Origin of the sequence: Floridaenema fluviatile BLCC-F154 (genome assembly GCF_041929135.1) — a bacterium.
In the GTDB taxonomy this organism is placed as follows: domain Bacteria; phylum Cyanobacteriota; class Cyanobacteriia; order Cyanobacteriales; family Aerosakkonemataceae; genus Floridanema; species Floridanema fluviatile.
Map to the genome: position 1 here is coordinate 236,849 of NZ_JBHFNS010000092.1, position 15,922 is coordinate 252,770.

Annotated in this window: 15 protein-coding genes; 6 read left to right on the forward strand and 9 right to left on the reverse strand. The window is 39.3% G+C overall.

The features are described from left to right. Nucleotides 1-142 precede the first annotated feature (142 nt). The 3 genes from ACE1B6_RS26750 to ACE1B6_RS26760 form a co-directional block, all read right to left on the reverse strand. Nucleotides 143-616: a TspO/MBR family protein gene (locus tag ACE1B6_RS26750; protein ID WP_413260335.1), complete on the reverse strand. Its 474-nt coding sequence runs from the start codon at nt 614-616 to the stop codon at nt 143-145. Between the two features lie 147 nt (nt 617-763). Further along, entirely contained in the window at nt 764-1,552 is a 789-nt protein-coding gene (crtW, locus tag ACE1B6_RS26755; RefSeq protein WP_413260336.1) for a beta-carotene ketolase CrtW, read from the reverse strand. A gap of 176 nt (nt 1,553-1,728) precedes the next feature. Next, entirely contained in the window at nt 1,729-4,656 is a 2,928-nt protein-coding gene (locus ACE1B6_RS26760; RefSeq protein ID WP_413260337.1) for a PAS domain-containing protein, read from the reverse strand. Between the two features lie 300 nt (nt 4,657-4,956). On the opposite strand from ACE1B6_RS26760, the gene ACE1B6_RS26765 reads away from it, so the two are divergent. After that, nucleotides 4,957-5,226, forward strand: coding sequence for a GlsB/YeaQ/YmgE family stress response membrane protein (locus ACE1B6_RS26765; RefSeq protein WP_413260338.1), 270 nt, complete (start codon nt 4,957-4,959; stop codon nt 5,224-5,226). Nucleotides 5,227-5,433: 207 nt separating this feature from the next. On the opposite strand, the gene ACE1B6_RS26770 is transcribed toward ACE1B6_RS26765, so the two are convergent. After that, entirely contained in the window at nt 5,434-5,652 is a 219-nt protein-coding gene (locus ACE1B6_RS26770; protein WP_413260339.1) for a hypothetical protein, read from the reverse strand. Between the two features lie 262 nt (nt 5,653-5,914). Here ACE1B6_RS26770 and ACE1B6_RS26775 point away from each other — a divergent pair, with 262 nt between their 5' ends. From ACE1B6_RS26775 to ACE1B6_RS26785, 3 genes are read left to right on the forward strand one after another with little or no spacing between them, the layout of a single operon-like run. Then, entirely contained in the window at nt 5,915-6,556 is a 642-nt protein-coding gene (locus tag ACE1B6_RS26775; RefSeq protein ID WP_413260340.1) for a DUF488 domain-containing protein, read from the forward strand. Beyond that, nucleotides 6,549-6,995 (forward strand): DUF488 domain-containing protein, encoded by a 447-nt coding sequence (locus tag ACE1B6_RS26780; protein WP_413260341.1) that lies wholly within the window; start codon nt 6,549-6,551, stop codon nt 6,993-6,995. The genes ACE1B6_RS26775 and ACE1B6_RS26780 overlap by 8 nt, the downstream gene beginning before the upstream one ends. Next, complete coding sequence (locus tag ACE1B6_RS26785) at nt 6,983-7,699, forward strand: dual OB domain-containing protein (protein ID WP_413260342.1); 717 nt, start codon at nt 6,983-6,985, stop codon at nt 7,697-7,699. The genes ACE1B6_RS26780 and ACE1B6_RS26785 overlap by 13 nt, the downstream gene beginning before the upstream one ends. A 73-nt stretch (nt 7,700-7,772) precedes the next feature. Here ACE1B6_RS26785 and ACE1B6_RS26790 read toward each other — a convergent pair whose 3' ends face one another. From ACE1B6_RS26790 to ACE1B6_RS26805, 4 genes are all read right to left on the reverse strand, one after another. Then, entirely contained in the window at nt 7,773-8,825 is a 1,053-nt protein-coding gene (locus ACE1B6_RS26790) for a M28 family peptidase (RefSeq protein WP_413260343.1), read from the reverse strand. Between the two features lie 166 nt (nt 8,826-8,991). Continuing rightward, nucleotides 8,992-10,383 (reverse strand): asparagine--tRNA ligase, encoded by a 1,392-nt coding sequence (gene asnS, locus ACE1B6_RS26795; protein WP_413260386.1) that lies wholly within the window; start codon nt 10,381-10,383, stop codon nt 8,992-8,994. A gap of 179 nt (nt 10,384-10,562) precedes the next feature. After that, on the reverse strand, nt 10,563-12,311 hold the full coding sequence (ggt, locus tag ACE1B6_RS26800) for a gamma-glutamyltransferase (RefSeq protein ID WP_413260344.1): 1,749 nt from the start codon (nt 12,309-12,311) through the stop codon (nt 10,563-10,565). 154 nt (nt 12,312-12,465) lie between these two features. Then, the gene (locus ACE1B6_RS26805; RefSeq protein WP_413260345.1) at nt 12,466-12,849 is read right to left on the reverse strand and encodes a sll0565 family protein; all 384 of its coding nucleotides are present in this window, start codon (nt 12,847-12,849) and stop codon (nt 12,466-12,468) included. Between the two features lie 30 nt (nt 12,850-12,879). On the opposite strand from ACE1B6_RS26805, the gene ACE1B6_RS26810 reads away from it, so the two are divergent. Beyond that, nucleotides 12,880-13,167, forward strand: a complete 288-nt coding sequence (locus tag ACE1B6_RS26810) for a DUF6439 family protein (RefSeq protein ID WP_413260346.1) — start codon at nt 12,880-12,882, stop codon at nt 13,165-13,167. Between the two features lie 138 nt (nt 13,168-13,305). On the opposite strand, the gene ACE1B6_RS26815 is transcribed toward ACE1B6_RS26810, so the two are convergent. Continuing rightward, nucleotides 13,306-13,755 (reverse strand): ATP-binding protein, encoded by a 450-nt coding sequence (locus ACE1B6_RS26815; protein ID WP_413260347.1) that lies wholly within the window; start codon nt 13,753-13,755, stop codon nt 13,306-13,308. Between the two features lie 686 nt (nt 13,756-14,441). Here ACE1B6_RS26815 and ACE1B6_RS26820 point away from each other — a divergent pair. After that, a complete protein-coding gene (locus ACE1B6_RS26820) occupies nt 14,442-15,752 on the forward strand; it encodes an ATP synthase subunit B family protein (protein WP_413260348.1) in 1,311 nt (436 codons plus the stop codon). Nucleotides 15,753-15,922: the final 170 nt, after the last annotated feature.

Sequence of the window (15,922 nt, forward strand, 5' to 3'; positions counted from 1 at the left end):
TTTATTTTGACTACTGGGATCATCATAAAAAGCAAAGGTTGCAATTTCTTCATCCTTGGAGGTAATTATGCTTTTTAATTCACTACCTCTGAGGTATGATTAGTAAATTAACAGTCACACTCAGCAACTTAGAACTAGCTCATTAAGCTGCTTCTGGATTAAGTTGAATCATTTCCCAAGTAGTATAAGTGCCAATTGGACTCCACAGTAAGTAAGGCATTAATAAAGCAGCAGCTAAGCCAGAAATAGGCCAAATTATTAGCGTTAGTGAAATAGCTAAAACTAATCCCCCTGCTCCTAAGATTAAGCCAACTGTTAGGCTTCTTAGCCTTAGCGTTAGGGGAATATAAGCCACTGTCACTACTTCCAAAAGTAGGTAAAGTGCCATGAGGAGCCAAGTTTTTAAACTACCTGGATCTTTGTCCCAAATTAGAATAGCTGACCCGGTACCACAAATAAAAATGAAAGTCCAAATGAAAGGAATAGCAGGTTCAAAAACTAGCCATTTTGGTCGTCGCAATTCTATTCCCCAAAATGTATCACGCGGTCTCATCAACATAGTACCAAGAGCGACTATTAAACTTATTCCTCCGATTACCATCCAAGAGTTAAGCATTTTCTCACCTCTGATAACGCTATATTTTTTTCATTTTTCGATCATGCTGGCAAGTGAATCAATGAGTTTAATCAACCTTGAGGATGAAATTTCAAAACAGATTATTTCTGTTTTTATTGGCGAGGTTAATGAATCAAAATACCTCAACTATTTTTGGTAAACTTCTGGTAGTTTCCACCAAGGAAGATGAGGATATTCATGATGTTCTTTATGGTAGCCAAAATGGTAACAAGTAATGAATGACCAGAATGGTGAAAGATGATTGCTTGTAGTTCTATGCTCGTTGGTATAGCCTTCTTTTGGCTCTCGGTGAGTAAGGAAAGTTCCAAAATAAAACAATTGTAATGAACTGAGAATTGAGGGAATTATCCAAAATAAAATTAAGTTAATTTTAGCTATATGTAACCCTCCAGCTAATAGACAAAACAGTAATGCAAATCCTAGAAGTTGCTTCCAATTTGAGTAACCTTTCATAAAGTGGAAATACCAACCGAAAAAGCTTTTGTGTACTCGATCGTGATAATCTGGGTCAAACTCAGTCGCCGGATAACGATGATGTAACCAATGTTTTTTCAGTAATTTTGTATAGGAAAATAAACCATATAAAATTACTGTTATTGCTCCAATTAAATGGTTAATTCTAAGATTGGTAGGAAATACTACACCGTGCATGGCATCGTGAGCAGTGATAAATAAACCTGCATAGAGAAAAGTTTGCCAAAATATCGCAGGTATAATCCATAAAAGTTGTAGGTTGCTGATATCAAGGGAAAGTAATATTCCTAAACTAGTTGCCCACAATGAAAGGATAACAGCAGCAATCATAATTCCAGAAAAATTAGCTAGGTTTATCGGAATTGATAAGCCGGAAAATCTGGTTTCTCTGCTTTTACTAGTGTTACTAAAAGCAGATAAATCGGTAATCTCACTCGTCATGTTACATTACTTAACAATTACTTCCATATCCTAACTTTTGGAATTTTTCCTGTTCTCTGTCTACAGTTCTAAAAATACTGCACTTCTTAAGGTATATATTCCAAATGGATATAAAATACAAAACCTCTGTAGTTGTAGGGTGCGTCAGGCAATAAAAAAGAATGAAATTTGTTAACTTAGGAATTATTAACTAAGTTGGCTACTAGGGTAATTAATTCCATTGGTTCAACTGGTTTAGCAAGATGTTTTTGAAATCCGGCTTTTAGGGCTTGTTGCTGATTCAATTCACCAACATAGGCGGTAAGTGCGATCGCCGGAATTTGGCTAATTTTTTGATTAGGGTGATTTCTAATTTCCCTTAATAACATATAACCATCAATTTCTGGCATTCCAATATCACTTAATAAAATATCGATTTCTGATTGAGCTAAAATTTGTAGTGCTTCTTGCGCCGAAGCAACGGGAATGACTTTGGCGCTTGCTTCTTCTAGCAGTGTAATAATTAGCTCTCGTGTATCTGCTTGATCTTCGACAACCAAAGCTCGCACACCATTTAAACTTCTTTGTAACTTAGAATTTTTGGTTTCTAATTTTGTTTCTAAATTACTTAATTTTACTGGTAATTGAACTGTAAAAGTAGATCCTTTGCCTTCACCTAAGCTATCTGCTTGAACAATTCCCCCATGTAATTCTACTAAATGACGTACAATTGCTAAACCTAAACCTAAGCCGCCAAACTGTCGAGTTGTAGTGCTATTTTCCTGACGGAAGTAATCAAAAATATAGGGGATAAAATCGGTTTGAATTCCTTTACCTGTATCGCTGACTCGAATTAATACAAAACCGCCTATTTGCTCTAATTCAATTTCTACTTTTCCGCCATTGGGTGTAAACTTAACTGCATTAGAAAGCAAATTCCAAACTACTTGTTGCAACCGATTTGGATCGCCTGTAATTAAGGAAGTATTTGCTTGAAACAAAGTTTTAATTTGAATTGATTTTGCTTCAGCGGCTAAATGTACTGTTTCAATTGCGGCTTCGATAATTGATTTTAAATCAACCGAGCAAACATTGAGTGTAAGTTTACCTTGAAGAATGCGAGAAACATCTAATAAATCCTCGATTAATTCAGTTTGTAATTTAGCATTGCGTTCAATTGTTTCTAAAGCGCGATCGGTAGTTTTTTGATCGAATTTGCGACTTCGCAGTAATTTTGACCAACCAACAATCGGATTTAAAGGAGAGCGTAATTCATGGGAGAGCACTGCTAAAAATTCATCCTTAATTCTGTTAGCTGATTCTGCTTGATTTCGGGCATTTTGTGCTGCTTCATATAAGCGAGAATTTTCGATCGCCACAGAAGCCATTTGCGCCAACTGCACTAAAATATCTGCATCTGCTTGAGTAAAATCGCTAAACTTTTTATCAGAAAGTTGAATAAGTCCAATATTTACGCCATCTCTCCTAATTAATGGTGCAACTAATAACCCCCGCATTGGTGGAAAATTTTCCATTTCTTGATTTAATTGCATCCATTTAGGGTCTAAAATTAATTCGGTTTGCGTCATCCTTAAAACTTGATTCAGCTGGCAAATTTGTGGATAGATTTGGCAAATATGAAAGTTGGGTTGATAATCTTGCCATTGAGCATATTTATCGGAAAAAGAGACAGCATGAATTGTTTTTTGCCAATTTCCTTCGCTCGCCATAGTTGTAATTGATTGATGAGCACCAATAATTATTCGTGCTTGTTCTGTGACTACTTGCAATACTTGTTCAATTGACAGCACAGAATTCATCGCTAAAGATGCTTCCGTTAATCCTCTTAATTGGCTAGCTCTTTGTTGGACATCAGCTAATAGTTCATTGCGTTCAGTAATGTCAGTAGCAACAGCAGTTACAATCCAACAATTCAACTCTGTTTCATAGCGAGAAGTCATAATATCGGAAATCCAACGCCAAGTTCCATCTTTATTTTGAAATCGATATTCCATTGAATTAGTTCGACCAGCAAAGATATCTTGATAGCGATTAGGAAGCAACAAAGCTAAGTCTTCTGGTAATACTCTGGACATCCAAAGATGAGGATTTTCTGTTAGTTCAGTAACAGTAAAACCAAAGACTTTCTCACAACCTGCGGAAAAATATTCAAATTCCCAACTACCATCAGCAAATACTCGATAACTCATAATAGCAGCGATCGCACTATTCAGAATATCATTAAGCTTAGTTTGCGAACATTGTAAGGCTAATTCTAACTCTTTTTGATTGCTAATATCTGTAGTTGTCCCCACTACCCGCACTGGATTTCCCTGATTATCTTTAATCACAAAACCCTGATCTATGATATACAAATATTGATTATTTTTACAGCGAACTCGATACTCAACTTCATAACGATTTTGATTGATTAACTGAGTAAATACTTTCTCTTTTGCCTTGAGCAAATCTTCGGGATGAATCAAACTTGACCACCAATCTCTTGTTGGCTCTGCTTCTTCGGGTAAGTAACCGAAAATCCTGGTTAACCCATCAGTTCTTTCTACTGAATTTGTTTGTAAGTCCCAGTCATAAATTAAACAATTTACCGCTGCTGCTGCTAATTCAAAACGCTCTTTTTGCGATCGTAAAATAACATTCTGAGTAGTTTCTGTACAAGTAACAAAAATACCAACTACTTCAGTACTTTCATCCCGAATTGGCGCATAAGAAAATGTTAGAAAAATTTCTTCTTGGTAACTATTACGGTGCGTGAATAGCTGCATATTTTCCAATAAAGCAGCTTCACCAGTTTCTCTCACTTTTTTCAGCGTTTCTGCCATTTTTGACCACATTTCCGGGCATACCTCAGCAATAGGTTTTCCTAAAGCTTGGGGGTGTTTATCTGCCAAAAAGGGGATGAAATTGTCATTGTATAACTTGATAAACTCAGAACCCCAACAAATGAAGATTGGACAATGAGAATTGAGCAAAATACTTACCGAGGTACGTAAACTTTGCGACCAGTTTTCCACTACACCTAAAGGAGTACTTCCCCAGTCAAACCTTTGCATTAATGCTTCCATTTCTCTACCAACAGCAAAAGTATCTTCAGGAACATTCATCTTCTACCTCTCTAATTGCTATCCCTGATTGTTTAGGATAATTCACTTATACTGACTAAATTTCTCCCTATTCTATCGCCTGGTTGCTGCTAGGAACTAATTGCTTATTACCTTTCTGTTCTGTCGCGATAAATTACGGGAAAATATAGCAGATATAGTTTTTTTATTTTCTATTTAACGAGTAAATCGAAAGATTTATTCCGATAGAAAACATGAGTTTATATCTGATGGCAGATGGGTTGAACAAATTATTACTGATAAATTGTAATTGTCAAAAGAAGAGGTTAAAAGAAGATTACCATGAATATTCTGGCTTGGATTATTTTAGGATTGATTGCTGGTGCGATCGCTAAAGCTATCTATCCCGGACACCAAGGCGGTGGCATTCTCGGCACAATTTTACTAGGAATCATCGGCGCTTTTGTTGGTGGAAGTTTAGCTACCTTATTCACGACAGGGACTTTAGCTTTCACATCCGCAAATTTAAGTATTGTGGGCATTATTGTCGCTATTTTAGGCGCAATTGTTGCTATCTTTCTGTGGAACCTATTCACTCGCAGTGCTGCATAGGTTTCTTTTGGTTAAAGCCCTTTGACTTTGGCTTCCATGAATTTTTTAGGCGCTCTAAAATTTTGGCTCAAATTGACACTGCTTGCTCAATCCGTGCAGTGCTTTTGAGCCTTGACACCTATTTAAGGTACTACAAATTCACAAGAGCAAAGTCTCAGTTTTACATGACTTCGCCAGATAGTTATTGATACTTTGTTCACCCTGTTATCAACCTGCTGAACGATTAGCTATGATAATTTGCCGATCGCCTAATTTCGCTTCCTCATCAGGATTAAACATCTCTTCAGGATCGTTTCTAGGGTCAATCCCTGCTGCATCATTTTGCTCGTCCACCAAAGAAGCTGGACCTGCATCAGGTTGGATTAAACCGCGATCGGTTGTTTTCCTTCTCGGAACATCAGCACTTCCAGGTTTTTCCGAATTCATTATTTTGCTTTTCTCTGCTCAAAACAGCTATTTACCTTCCTAGTATTCAACTTTTTATTAATAAATACCTCAACCTTTTGATATAAATTCCACTCATCTATAAACTAACGCCTTACCGAAGGTAGATTTTACTTATTGATATAGAAAGTAAACTTAAGAGTCTCAAGAAGCACCTGACAAACTAATATTTTGAGTATTTTGCCAAAAAGTATTATAATTATCAACGTACATTTACCAAAATGTATAAAAATCCTAAATGCTAATGAATCAACTATTTACTATAGGTCATTCAAATCTTAATATTGAAACCTTTATTTCCCTACTTCAACAGCACGGAATTACCGCAGTAGCCGATGTCCGTTCCCACCCGTATAGCCGCCGTTTCCCCCACTTCAGTCAACCCGCCTTAAAAGCATCACTTCTAAACGCCAGAATTAACTATGTTTTTCTAGGTCGAGAACTAGGCGCTAGACCGGAAAATTTAAGTTGTTACGACGCTACAGGAAAAGCTTTGTACGAAAGAATAGCCGCAACTGATTTATTTTTCACAGGAATTCAGCGTTTACTTAAAGGCGCAGAAACTTACAAAATTGCCTTAATGTGTGCCGAAAAAGACCCAATTACTTGTCATCGTACCATTTTAGTTTGTCGCCAACTACGGAAGTTTGACTTACAAATTAATCATATTTTATCAGACGGCAATTTAGAAACACATCAGCAACTAGAAACCAGACTTTTAGGCAAATTTAACAAAACAGAAGATCCAAATCAACCAATTCAATTAACCTTATTTGAATTAGAACCCACCAAACCAGAAAAAATCGACATCGAAGCAGCTTATAATCGTCAAGGCAATGAAATTGCCTATATCAACCCCTCACCAAACAGTAACGAAAATGAGTAAACAAATTGACTTATTTACAATTGGATTTACCCAGAAAAGCGCCGAACAATTTTTTGAAACCTTGCTGAAATCTGGAGTGCGAAAAATCATAGACACCCGCCTAAATAATGTTTCCCAACTAGCAGGTTTTGCCAAGCGCAAAGACCTAGAATATTTTCTGCAAAAAATTGGCAACATCGAATACGTTCACATTTTAGACTTAGCACCCACCAAAGACATATTAGACGCTTACAAAAAGAATGGCGGAGATTGGGAAACTTACGAAAAACAATTCTTAAATTTAATCGAACAAAGACAGATCGAAAAGACAGTTACTCCTGAAATTTTAGACTGTGGGTGTTTGCTTTGTAGCGAACCAAAACCACATCATTGTCATCGCCGCTTAGTTGCCGAATATTTACAGGATAAGTGGGGAAATGTAAAAATATGCCATCTCTAACTAGAATAATTTGCCTTGCTAATTCATGGAAGCGAGGCGAAAGGTGTATCGCCGGAATTACTACTATAAAAGGACAATGGATTCGTCCAGTTTCCGATTTACCTGTTGGTCAAGTTACCAAAGAAATTCGACAAATTGGCGGTACAGAACCAGCATTATTAGATATTTTACAAATTCCTTTAGCGAAAACAGGGCCAGACTACGGTTTTGAAAGCGAAAACCTTTCAATTTTACCGGGAAAATGGCAGCGAGTTGGACAATTTTCCGCAACTTATTTGCTGAAATATTGTAGCAATGAAGAATACATTTTGCACAATGATTTGAGATATGTCGAAGTACCATTTTTGCAATCATTACCATTTCCTCAACGACGGACTTTACAATTATTAAAAGTAGTGGAGTTTCACGTTAGACCTTTGAAAGCAGTATACGAAGGAAGCCAAAAATGGGAAGGAACAATTATCACTGAAAATCAGCAAAGATTGACCACAAGTATTACCGATCCTGTATTTGTGCGGAAATTGGACTTAGGCTATCGTCCGAAAAATGATTGTTTAGTAACAGTTAGTTTAAGTATGCCTTGGCGACCAGAAAATTGGGAAGGTGGCGATCCTTGTTGGAAATTAATCGCTGGTGTAATCGAATTACCTGATTCAGAAAATCAAAAGATAGAGGTAAATGATGTTAATGAAATTCCCTTTTAATACTAAATTTGGCGCTTGATTATTAAACCGCGGAGACATAGAGGACGCAGAGGAAAGAAGAAAAAATATCAGGTTACTGATTTTGCAACAATGTAGCCGTACCATTAGCTACAATTTGCGCTACTCCAGTGAAAAAATTTTGGTCAATTGTATCAGGTTTGTCTGTTGGTTTATGATAGTGAGGAGAGCGAAAATTTCCGGTATCGGTGATTAAAACTGCACCAATTCCTCGCAGCCAAAAAGGTGTATGATCGCTACGTAATAAATCAGGGGTAGCTACACCTTTTAAAGGAACAGGCAAAGTAATTACTGGTGGTAAATCAGAAGAATTTTTGTTACTAAATGCTGCAATTAATTCGGGATTTTCGGCATCACCTATTACTGCTAAAAAGTCTCCTTTATCGCTTGGTGGGGTAATTGGTAAACCGAGAGGATATTGCTGACAACCGGGAGTATGACAAGCAAAACCAACCATGTCTAAAATTATTGTACCTCGTAAATTAGCTAAATTTTCCGGTTGATTGGCAAAAGCGAAACTACCTAATAGTCCTTTTTCTTCTAAGTCAAAAAAGGCGATTTTTAAGGTTTTCGCTGTTGGTAATTTACTCAATAAACGTGCCACTTCTAAAACTATTGCTACACCGCTTGCATTATCATCTGCACCGGGAGAACCAATAACTGTATCATAATGTGCAGCTAATAAAATGCTTCCTGCTTCTGGGTTATTTCCAGGTTTTTCGGCTACTACGTTAATACCAAACTCAAATGTTTGTAGAGTTGGCAACCATCCCGATTTTTTTAAGTTATTGATAATATAATCTCTTGCTTGACTGCGGTTAATGTCTTCATAACGTTCAAAATTTAAAGCTTTAATATGTGACATTAATCGGCGTTTGTTAACATTTGGTGCTGTAATAAACTGAGGGGTTTTCAGTTGTTTAGGTTGCTCAATTTCAGCAGCATAAATTTGCCTTTGTACTACTTCTGCGGTATTATTTACTGTTAATTTAGATGTTAGTAAGTTGAAGTACCAATTCCCAAAAAAGTTGTTATTATATGCGGAGAAAAGTATTGTTGTAGTTGTGACGATCGCCAACAATCCCCCCCAGCAAAACCATTTTTTCATATTAATTTGAATTTGCTAATAGTATAAAGTGCGATCGATTCCTTAAATTTATGCAATTAATCAGTAAAAAACTCATCATTTCCTGCCTGGAACAGATTAACCTTTTCCTCTACCTGTTCCAGACTAATGATGTTTTCTCCAATAGAAATAGTTTTAGCCACTATCATTAAAATTCTACAGTTAATGGCGCACGGGGGAAAGGAATTACATCTCTAATATTAGCCATTCCGGTCATAAATTGCACCAATCTTTCAAAGCCTAAACCAAAACCTGCATGAGGAACTGTTCCAAAGCGGCGTAAATCCAAATACCACCATATAGTTTCGGCATCAATTCCTAATGTTTCAATCCGCTTTTCTAGCACATCTAAGCGTTCTTCCCTTTGGGAACCGCCAATAATTTCGCCAATTTTCGGTGCTAAAATATCCATTGCGCGGACAGTTTGTTCGTCATCATTTAACCGCATATAAAAAGCTTTAATTTTTGCCGGATAATCGGTAACAATCACAGGCTTTTTAAACTTCTCTTCTGCCAAATATCTTTCATGTTCTGACTGTAAATCTAAACCCCAACTAACGGGAAATTCAAACTTCTTATCTGCCTTTTCCAAAAGCTTAATTGCATCAGTATAAGTTAACCGTTCAAACTGATTATTAATGATATTATCTGCCGTTTCCAAAACCGACTTATCAATCCTTTGGTTGAAAAACTCCATATCTTCAGGACAGTTTTCCAATACATAATTAAAGATGTATTTCAAAAACTCTTCTGCCAAATCCATATCACCTTGGAGATCGCAAAAAGCCATTTCTGGTTCTACCATCCAAAACTCTGCTAAATGGCGAGAAGTATTGGAATTTTCAGCGCGAAAAGTCGGCCCAAAAGTGTAAACATTAGAAAAAGCCATCGCCATAATTTCGGCTTCCAACTGACCGCTAACAGTTAGATAAGCCGGACGACCAAAAAAATCTTTAGTGTAATCAATTTCTTGCTTTTCAGTGCGAGGAACCTTATCTAAATTAAAACCCGTAACTGTGAACATTTCCCCAGCACCTTCGCAGTCACTAGCGGTAATAATTGGTGCATGAATCCATAAAAAATCGCGTTCTTGGAAAAACTTATGAATCGCAGTTGCACAAGCATTTCTTACCCGAAAAACTGCACCGAAAGTGTTAGTACGCGATCGCAAATGTCCAATATCCCTTAAAAACTCAAACGAATGGCGTTTCTTCTGCAACGGATAAGTTTCTGGATCAGCTTCCCCAAAAACTTTTGCACTAGAAGCCTTCAACTCAATTCTTTGTCCCTTCGCCGGAGACTCCACCAAAACACCTTCAACTTCCACCGAAGCACCAGTATTTAATTGTTTAATTATTGTCCCATAATCCGCCAAATCAGGATTCAAAACCACCTGTAAATTTGCCATTGAAGAACCATCATTCACCTCAACAAAAGCAAACTCCTTTAACTCCCTTTTCGTGCGAACCCAACCTTGCACCTTAACAGATTCATCAGGTTGACCACTTTTCAGAATATCAGCAATACGTCGAGTCATAATGATTAATTGATTTTAACTAAGACACTTAGAACTTCATTATATTAAACCACAGAAATAAATCATCCCTGTTCATCTGCGGTTAACAAACCCTTACTCCTCTTTCTTCCTCTTCCTTCGTGTCCTTCGTGTCTAAGTGCTACGCACCGCTACGCGAACGTGGTTCAAAAATCTTACCCTTTCTAATCACCAATAGCAACCCCCTCCCGACGCGGATCGGCACCACCGATAAGTTCGCCATTTTTAATTTCAATCCCATGAGAACCGCTATTTAAAGGAATCACAATTACCCGATGACCTCGCCTTTCCAAAACCGCCTTAAAACTAGCATAATGAGTATCAGCTTCCAACTCCGTCGGACCATTGCGACTACCAAAATTAGGTAAAGAAATAGCATCTTGAACATCAAGATTCCAATCTAAAACCCCCACCAAAACCTTAGCTACAAAATTAATAATACCGCTACCACCTGGAGAACCAATAATTAAAATTGGTTTTTTTTCAGCGTTAAAAACTATAGTCGGAGACATCGAACTTCGGGGACGTTTCCAAGCTTCCACACGGTTAACAACAGGTTGACCATTTTCTTCAGGAACAAAGTTGAAATCAGTTAATTGATTATTTAATAAAAACCCCCTTACCATCAACCGAGAACCAAAACCGCTTTCAATAGAACTAGTCATAGAAACAGCATTACCATCTTTATCTACAATAGAAAAGTGAGTTGTAGCTGGTAAATCTAACCAGTTAGTCGATCGCCTTTCCCCAAAAGAAGCCAAAATATTTCCCGGTGCAGCTTTTCCCATTGAACGATTAAGATCGATCGCACTCCCACGCACCCGCAAATACTGCGGATCGAGTAACCTTTGAGTAGGAATCTTCACAAAATCTGCATCAGCTAAAAATTGATTGCGATCGGCATAAGCCAACCTCCCAGCCTCCGAAAATAAATGCACCAAATCAATTGGTTTAGACTTCAAACTAGCCAGATCGAAACTCTCTAAAATTCCCAAAATCTGCAAAATAGTAATTCCGCCAGAACTCGGCGGACCCATGCTACAAACTTGGTAAACTCGATATAAACCACAAACCGGATCGCGTTTTTTTGCCTGATAATTAGCTAAATCAGCGAGTATTAAATCTCCCGGATTAACAGGCGATCGATTCACAGTTTCAACAATATCTTGAGCAATTTCCCCACGATAAAAAGCATCTGCGCCTTGATTAGCGATCGCCTTTAAAACCCCCGCCAAAGGTTTATTTACCAGCTTACTACCAACAGGTTTCGGTTGACCATTTGCCAAATAAAAATAACTTCTACTATTAGGAAAACGTTGTAAATACTTTTCCCTACTCAGCAGTTCATACAGTCTCGGAGAAATCGGAAAACCATTTTCCGCCAACTCGATCGCAGGTTGAAACAACTCCCGCCAAGGAAGTTTCCCCTCCTCCCGGTGTACCATTTCCAGCATCCTGACAACCCCAGGTACACCAACAGACTTACCCCCAACTACCGCTGCAAAAAAATCTAAAGGTTTACCTTCCGAGTTCAAAAACCGATCGCCTCTCGCCTTCCCAGGTGCGGTTTCCCGACCATCATAACTCAGTAATTTTCCCGTTGCGCCATCATACAACAGTAAAAACCCCCCGCCGCCAATACCCGAAGACTGCGGTTCCACCAAAGTTAACACCATTTGGACTGCGATCGCCGCATCCACCGCATTACCCCCCCGCCGCAAAATAGCTATCCCCGCCTGAGAAGCTAGCTGGTTAGCAGTCACTACCATTTGTCTTCTCGCGCGGACAGCTTGCTTTTCCGTCCTTCCCGTATCCCACTCTGGCGCAGGTAAGTCCTGAGTGCGAACCGGGAAAACAAAGTTACAAGAGAATACTAAGGTAGTGAAGATTAATTTAAAGAATTTAACTTGCATTGTGCAATTGCAGAGTCTGGGATCATTTATTCATCAGCGATCCCCACTTTAACCTATATTTTCTCAATCCTGTTTGGGGATCGCATAGCTTCTGTGCAATGATTCGGGTATAGCAGATCGCCAAAGCAATGCACAATAGTAAAAATACAAGTCTTTAACTTGCACAAGACTTCAACAACCAACCGATAACGATCCCGATCCCCGCAAATCTTACCGCCATCCAAAAAGGTTCTTTCAAGCTACTCCAAGAAAACAAGCTACTTTCCAAGTTAATTTCCATAGTTTCCAACTCTTGTTGAATTCGCTTTAACTCGGCTTTCATTTCCTGGGATCGCGCCATTCTGCGGTCTTGGCGGATTTCCTCATAGTGGTGTTTTAACTCTGCTTGTCGCTGGCGATCGCGCTGTACCTGTGCAAAACGCTCCTTTAACGCCGTTAGCGATCGCTCTACCTCCGCCAAAGCTTGCTCAAACTCTTGCTCGCTATTTCCCGATCCCGGAGTATCCCTAGATGCAGATGGTTCTTCTGATGGCTTCATAATAAAGACAAATACTAATCTGATTTCATTATGTCTGAACCTACCCAACTACTTAAAACCGACAGCTTGAACCAACTTACCACCTTAGAACTAGCTCAAGCTTTAATGGAACGTCTTGCCATTACACCGAATGATTGGCATCGCCTCAAATCAAATCGTCAGGCGCGTGCCAGCGAACAAGCCGCTGCCGCACTAGTGTTTCTGCTCAAAAATCAGCCAGAAGAAGCCTTATCCCGCTTTAACCAAGCTTCCGGTTGGTTAGATCGATCGCTCAGTGCCCCACCCTGTCCCACTCACGGACACGATCGCTCTCACTAATCTTCCAATCCCTAACCCTGACAAGTGGCTGCTCGTTCAGCCACCAAACCTCTTGATAACCAGGAACATTAAGATTTATTAGCTGACCAAAAATTGACAATTGGTGAGCTAGAATAAATTACCTAGTGTTTAGTCTCGCTAGCGCACTAAAGGCAACTTATAGCGGCTCTTGACATATTTACACAGGCTTAACTCTCTGGCTTCCGGGTTCCAATGTACTTCGTCGAATACTTTGTATAGGATAAATAGACCTCGGCCACATTCCGACTCTTCCGGTGGCAGGTACTCATTGAGATCGCTAGGGCGACAACAACAAGGTTCATACCCCGTACCTTGGTCTGAGATCACCCACCAGTAGTGATCTGCGATCGCGGCAAATTTCACGGCAACTGTTTTACTAGGATCTAGATTGTTACCATGTTTAGCCGCATTTACCAAAGCCTCCTGTAAACCTAGTCGCAATTCTGCTTGCCAAGAGTCAGGAATCTCAGACACCAGCAAATCGAGAATCGGACAAAGGTAAAGAGTCGAAGCAAAGCTAATCGTAGCCCAGCTGCGCCCAACTGGACGCTTAGATATAGCAATCACTCTGAAGACCCCCTCGCTTTCAGGTGGACAGACTGAAATATCGGCACAGCTTCCATCCCTATGCTCATAACATAATTGTTGGTTATAAACTCTTGCTTAAGTCTAATGGGAACATTTTTAGGTTTTGTTACCTATTTTGCAATTTTATTGAGTCGCATTTTCCTCACAATGCCTAAATTTGGTTAATTCCCATCAGCCCAGCCTTTTCATTGCACGTAACTTTGTGATTGCCCATAGCTTAATAAAAGCCATACAAATACACCTGAAATCGGTGTATGCTTTCGGTAGGGTTTTCACTACCTATATTTATATTGTATCCAAATCTTCTTAAAACACCAGAGCCTTTTGAGTAAATCTGCCCATTTGTTCTGTTCATCCGTTTCATCGGTTACACAATATACAAAAAAGCCTGTCAGTTGGACAGTGTAAACCATAGCAGTCCTCTAGAAACTTAATCGGGCTGTGGCATACTTAGCTAACTAGTAAGTAATGTAAGTTATAGTCGCTCATTTAGGACAGTAATTGCAAGAGAAGTGGACTACAATTTCTCCAGCAATCCCGATCGCCAGAAAAATTTCACCGGGAAGAAAACCCTAAATCAGCTTAAATAAAAGGTTTTCAGCTAAGCAACCTGGATTTGAGAAATCTATACTGGAAATAGGAAGACAAATATCTGAGGGAAGAGCATGGCTCCAAATCCCACCATCATGCAAGCTGTAGAACAGTTGAACTACCGAGTCACAGTAGGCGACATCGCAGCACAAACCGGACTAAATATCAACCAAGCCGAGCAAGCATTGTTAGTCTTAGCTTCTGACGCAGGTGGACATTTACAGGTAGCGGAATCAGGAGAAATTGCCTATCAATTTCCGCGAAATTTTAAAGCAGTGCTACGCAACAAATTTTTTCGGTTGCGACTCCAAGAATGGTGGCAAAAAGTTTGGCAAGCTCTGTTTTATTTAATTCGGATTAGTTTTGGCTTAATTTTAATAGCTTCCATAGCTTTAATATTTATTGCGATCGCCATAATTCTCATCGCCCTGAACTCCAGCCGAGACAACGACAGCGGCGGCGACTTCGGTGGCGACTTTGGCGGCGGTACAATTTTCGCCCCCACATTTTGGGTTGGCGATTGGTGGTTTTGGGTATTTTATCCCAACTACGATAGTCCCCAATACCAATATCGTCGCCGGGAAAAACCCGAACTAAACTTTTTAGAAGCAATCTTCTCCTTTTTATTTGGAGACGGCAACCCCAACGCCAACCTAGAAGAACGACGCTGGCAAGAAATAGCCACAGTAATTCGTAACCACCAAGGCGCAGTAGTAGCCGAACAAATAGCACCCTACTTAGACGAATTAGGCTCAGGCTACTCACAGGAATACGAAGATTATATGCTGCCAGTACTAACGAAATATAATGGTCGTCCAGAAGTTAGTCCCGACGGGCAATTAGTTTATCATTTTCCCGAATTACAAGTAACAGCAACCCAACAGGAAACTCAATCAGTACCGAGCTATTTACGAGAACATTCTTGGCGATTTAGTGCCGCTAGTTCTGGACAAATCCTCTTAGCTTGTGGATTAGGCGCAGCTAATCTAGTTGGTGCATTAGTCTTAGGAAATCTTCTCGCTGCTGGCACTGTCGCTGCTCAAATCGGTGGGTTAGTTGCCTTCGTTCAATCAATTTATTGGCTACTACTCATTTACGGAGTAGCTTTTCTAACAACACCTTTAATCCGTTATTTTTGGCTGCAATGGCGCAATACTAAAATTGCTAAACGCAACCAACAACGCCAACAACGCACCAATTTCTTAAAACAAGCAACTGCCGAATTAAACAAAAAAATTAGCTATGCTCGGCAATTTGCCACCCAAAACATCATTAGCCAAGAAAACTTAGCTTACACCACAGAAACCGACTTAATCGAACAAGAAATTGAACGAAAAGATCAAATCGACGCTGAATGGCAACGTAGATTAGAATCAGGTTCCTGAATTTTTGGGGACTGGGGACTGGGGACTGGGGACTAGGGACTGGGGACTGGGGACTGGGGACTGGGGAAAGTTTTGAGTTGTAGGGGCGGGTTTAGCAGAAAATTCCCTAGTCACAGCAGAGCAGTTCACCACAAAACCCGCCCTTACAGAATTTTGAATTTTCTCCCCTC

Bases quoted from the DNA above. Each gene is read 5' to 3' on its own strand.
- ACE1B6_RS26770 (WP_413260339.1), bottom strand. From the start codon at position 5,652: ATGAATTCGGAAAAACCTGGAAGTGCTGATGTTCCGAGAAGGAAAACA.
- ACE1B6_RS26805 (WP_413260345.1), bottom strand. From the start codon at position 12,849: ATGAAGCCATCAGAAGAACCATCTGCATCTAGGGATACTCCGGGATCG.
- ACE1B6_RS26750 (WP_413260335.1), bottom strand. From the start codon at position 616: ATGCTTAACTCTTGGATGGTAATCGGAGGAATAAGTTTAATAGTCGCT.
- ggt (WP_413260344.1), bottom strand. From the start codon at position 12,311: ATGCAAGTTAAATTCTTTAAATTAATCTTCACTACCTTAGTATTCTCT.
- ACE1B6_RS26760 (WP_413260337.1), bottom strand. From the start codon at position 4,656: ATGAATGTTCCTGAAGATACTTTTGCTGTTGGTAGAGAAATGGAAGCA.
- ACE1B6_RS26790 (WP_413260343.1), bottom strand. From the start codon at position 8,825: ATGAAAAAATGGTTTTGCTGGGGGGGATTGTTGGCGATCGTCACAACT.
- ACE1B6_RS26785 (WP_413260342.1), top strand. From the start codon at position 6,983: ATGCCATCTCTAACTAGAATAATTTGCCTTGCTAATTCATGGAAGCGA.
- crtW (WP_413260336.1), bottom strand. From the start codon at position 1,552: ATGACGAGTGAGATTACCGATTTATCTGCTTTTAGTAACACTAGTAAA.
- ACE1B6_RS26775 (WP_413260340.1), top strand. From the start codon at position 5,915: ATGAATCAACTATTTACTATAGGTCATTCAAATCTTAATATTGAAACC.
- ACE1B6_RS26820 (WP_413260348.1), top strand. From the start codon at position 14,442: ATGGCTCCAAATCCCACCATCATGCAAGCTGTAGAACAGTTGAACTAC.
- ACE1B6_RS26810 (WP_413260346.1), top strand. From the start codon at position 12,880: ATGTCTGAACCTACCCAACTACTTAAAACCGACAGCTTGAACCAACTT.
- ACE1B6_RS26765 (WP_413260338.1), top strand. From the start codon at position 4,957: ATGAATATTCTGGCTTGGATTATTTTAGGATTGATTGCTGGTGCGATC.
- ACE1B6_RS26780 (WP_413260341.1), top strand. From the start codon at position 6,549: ATGAGTAAACAAATTGACTTATTTACAATTGGATTTACCCAGAAAAGC.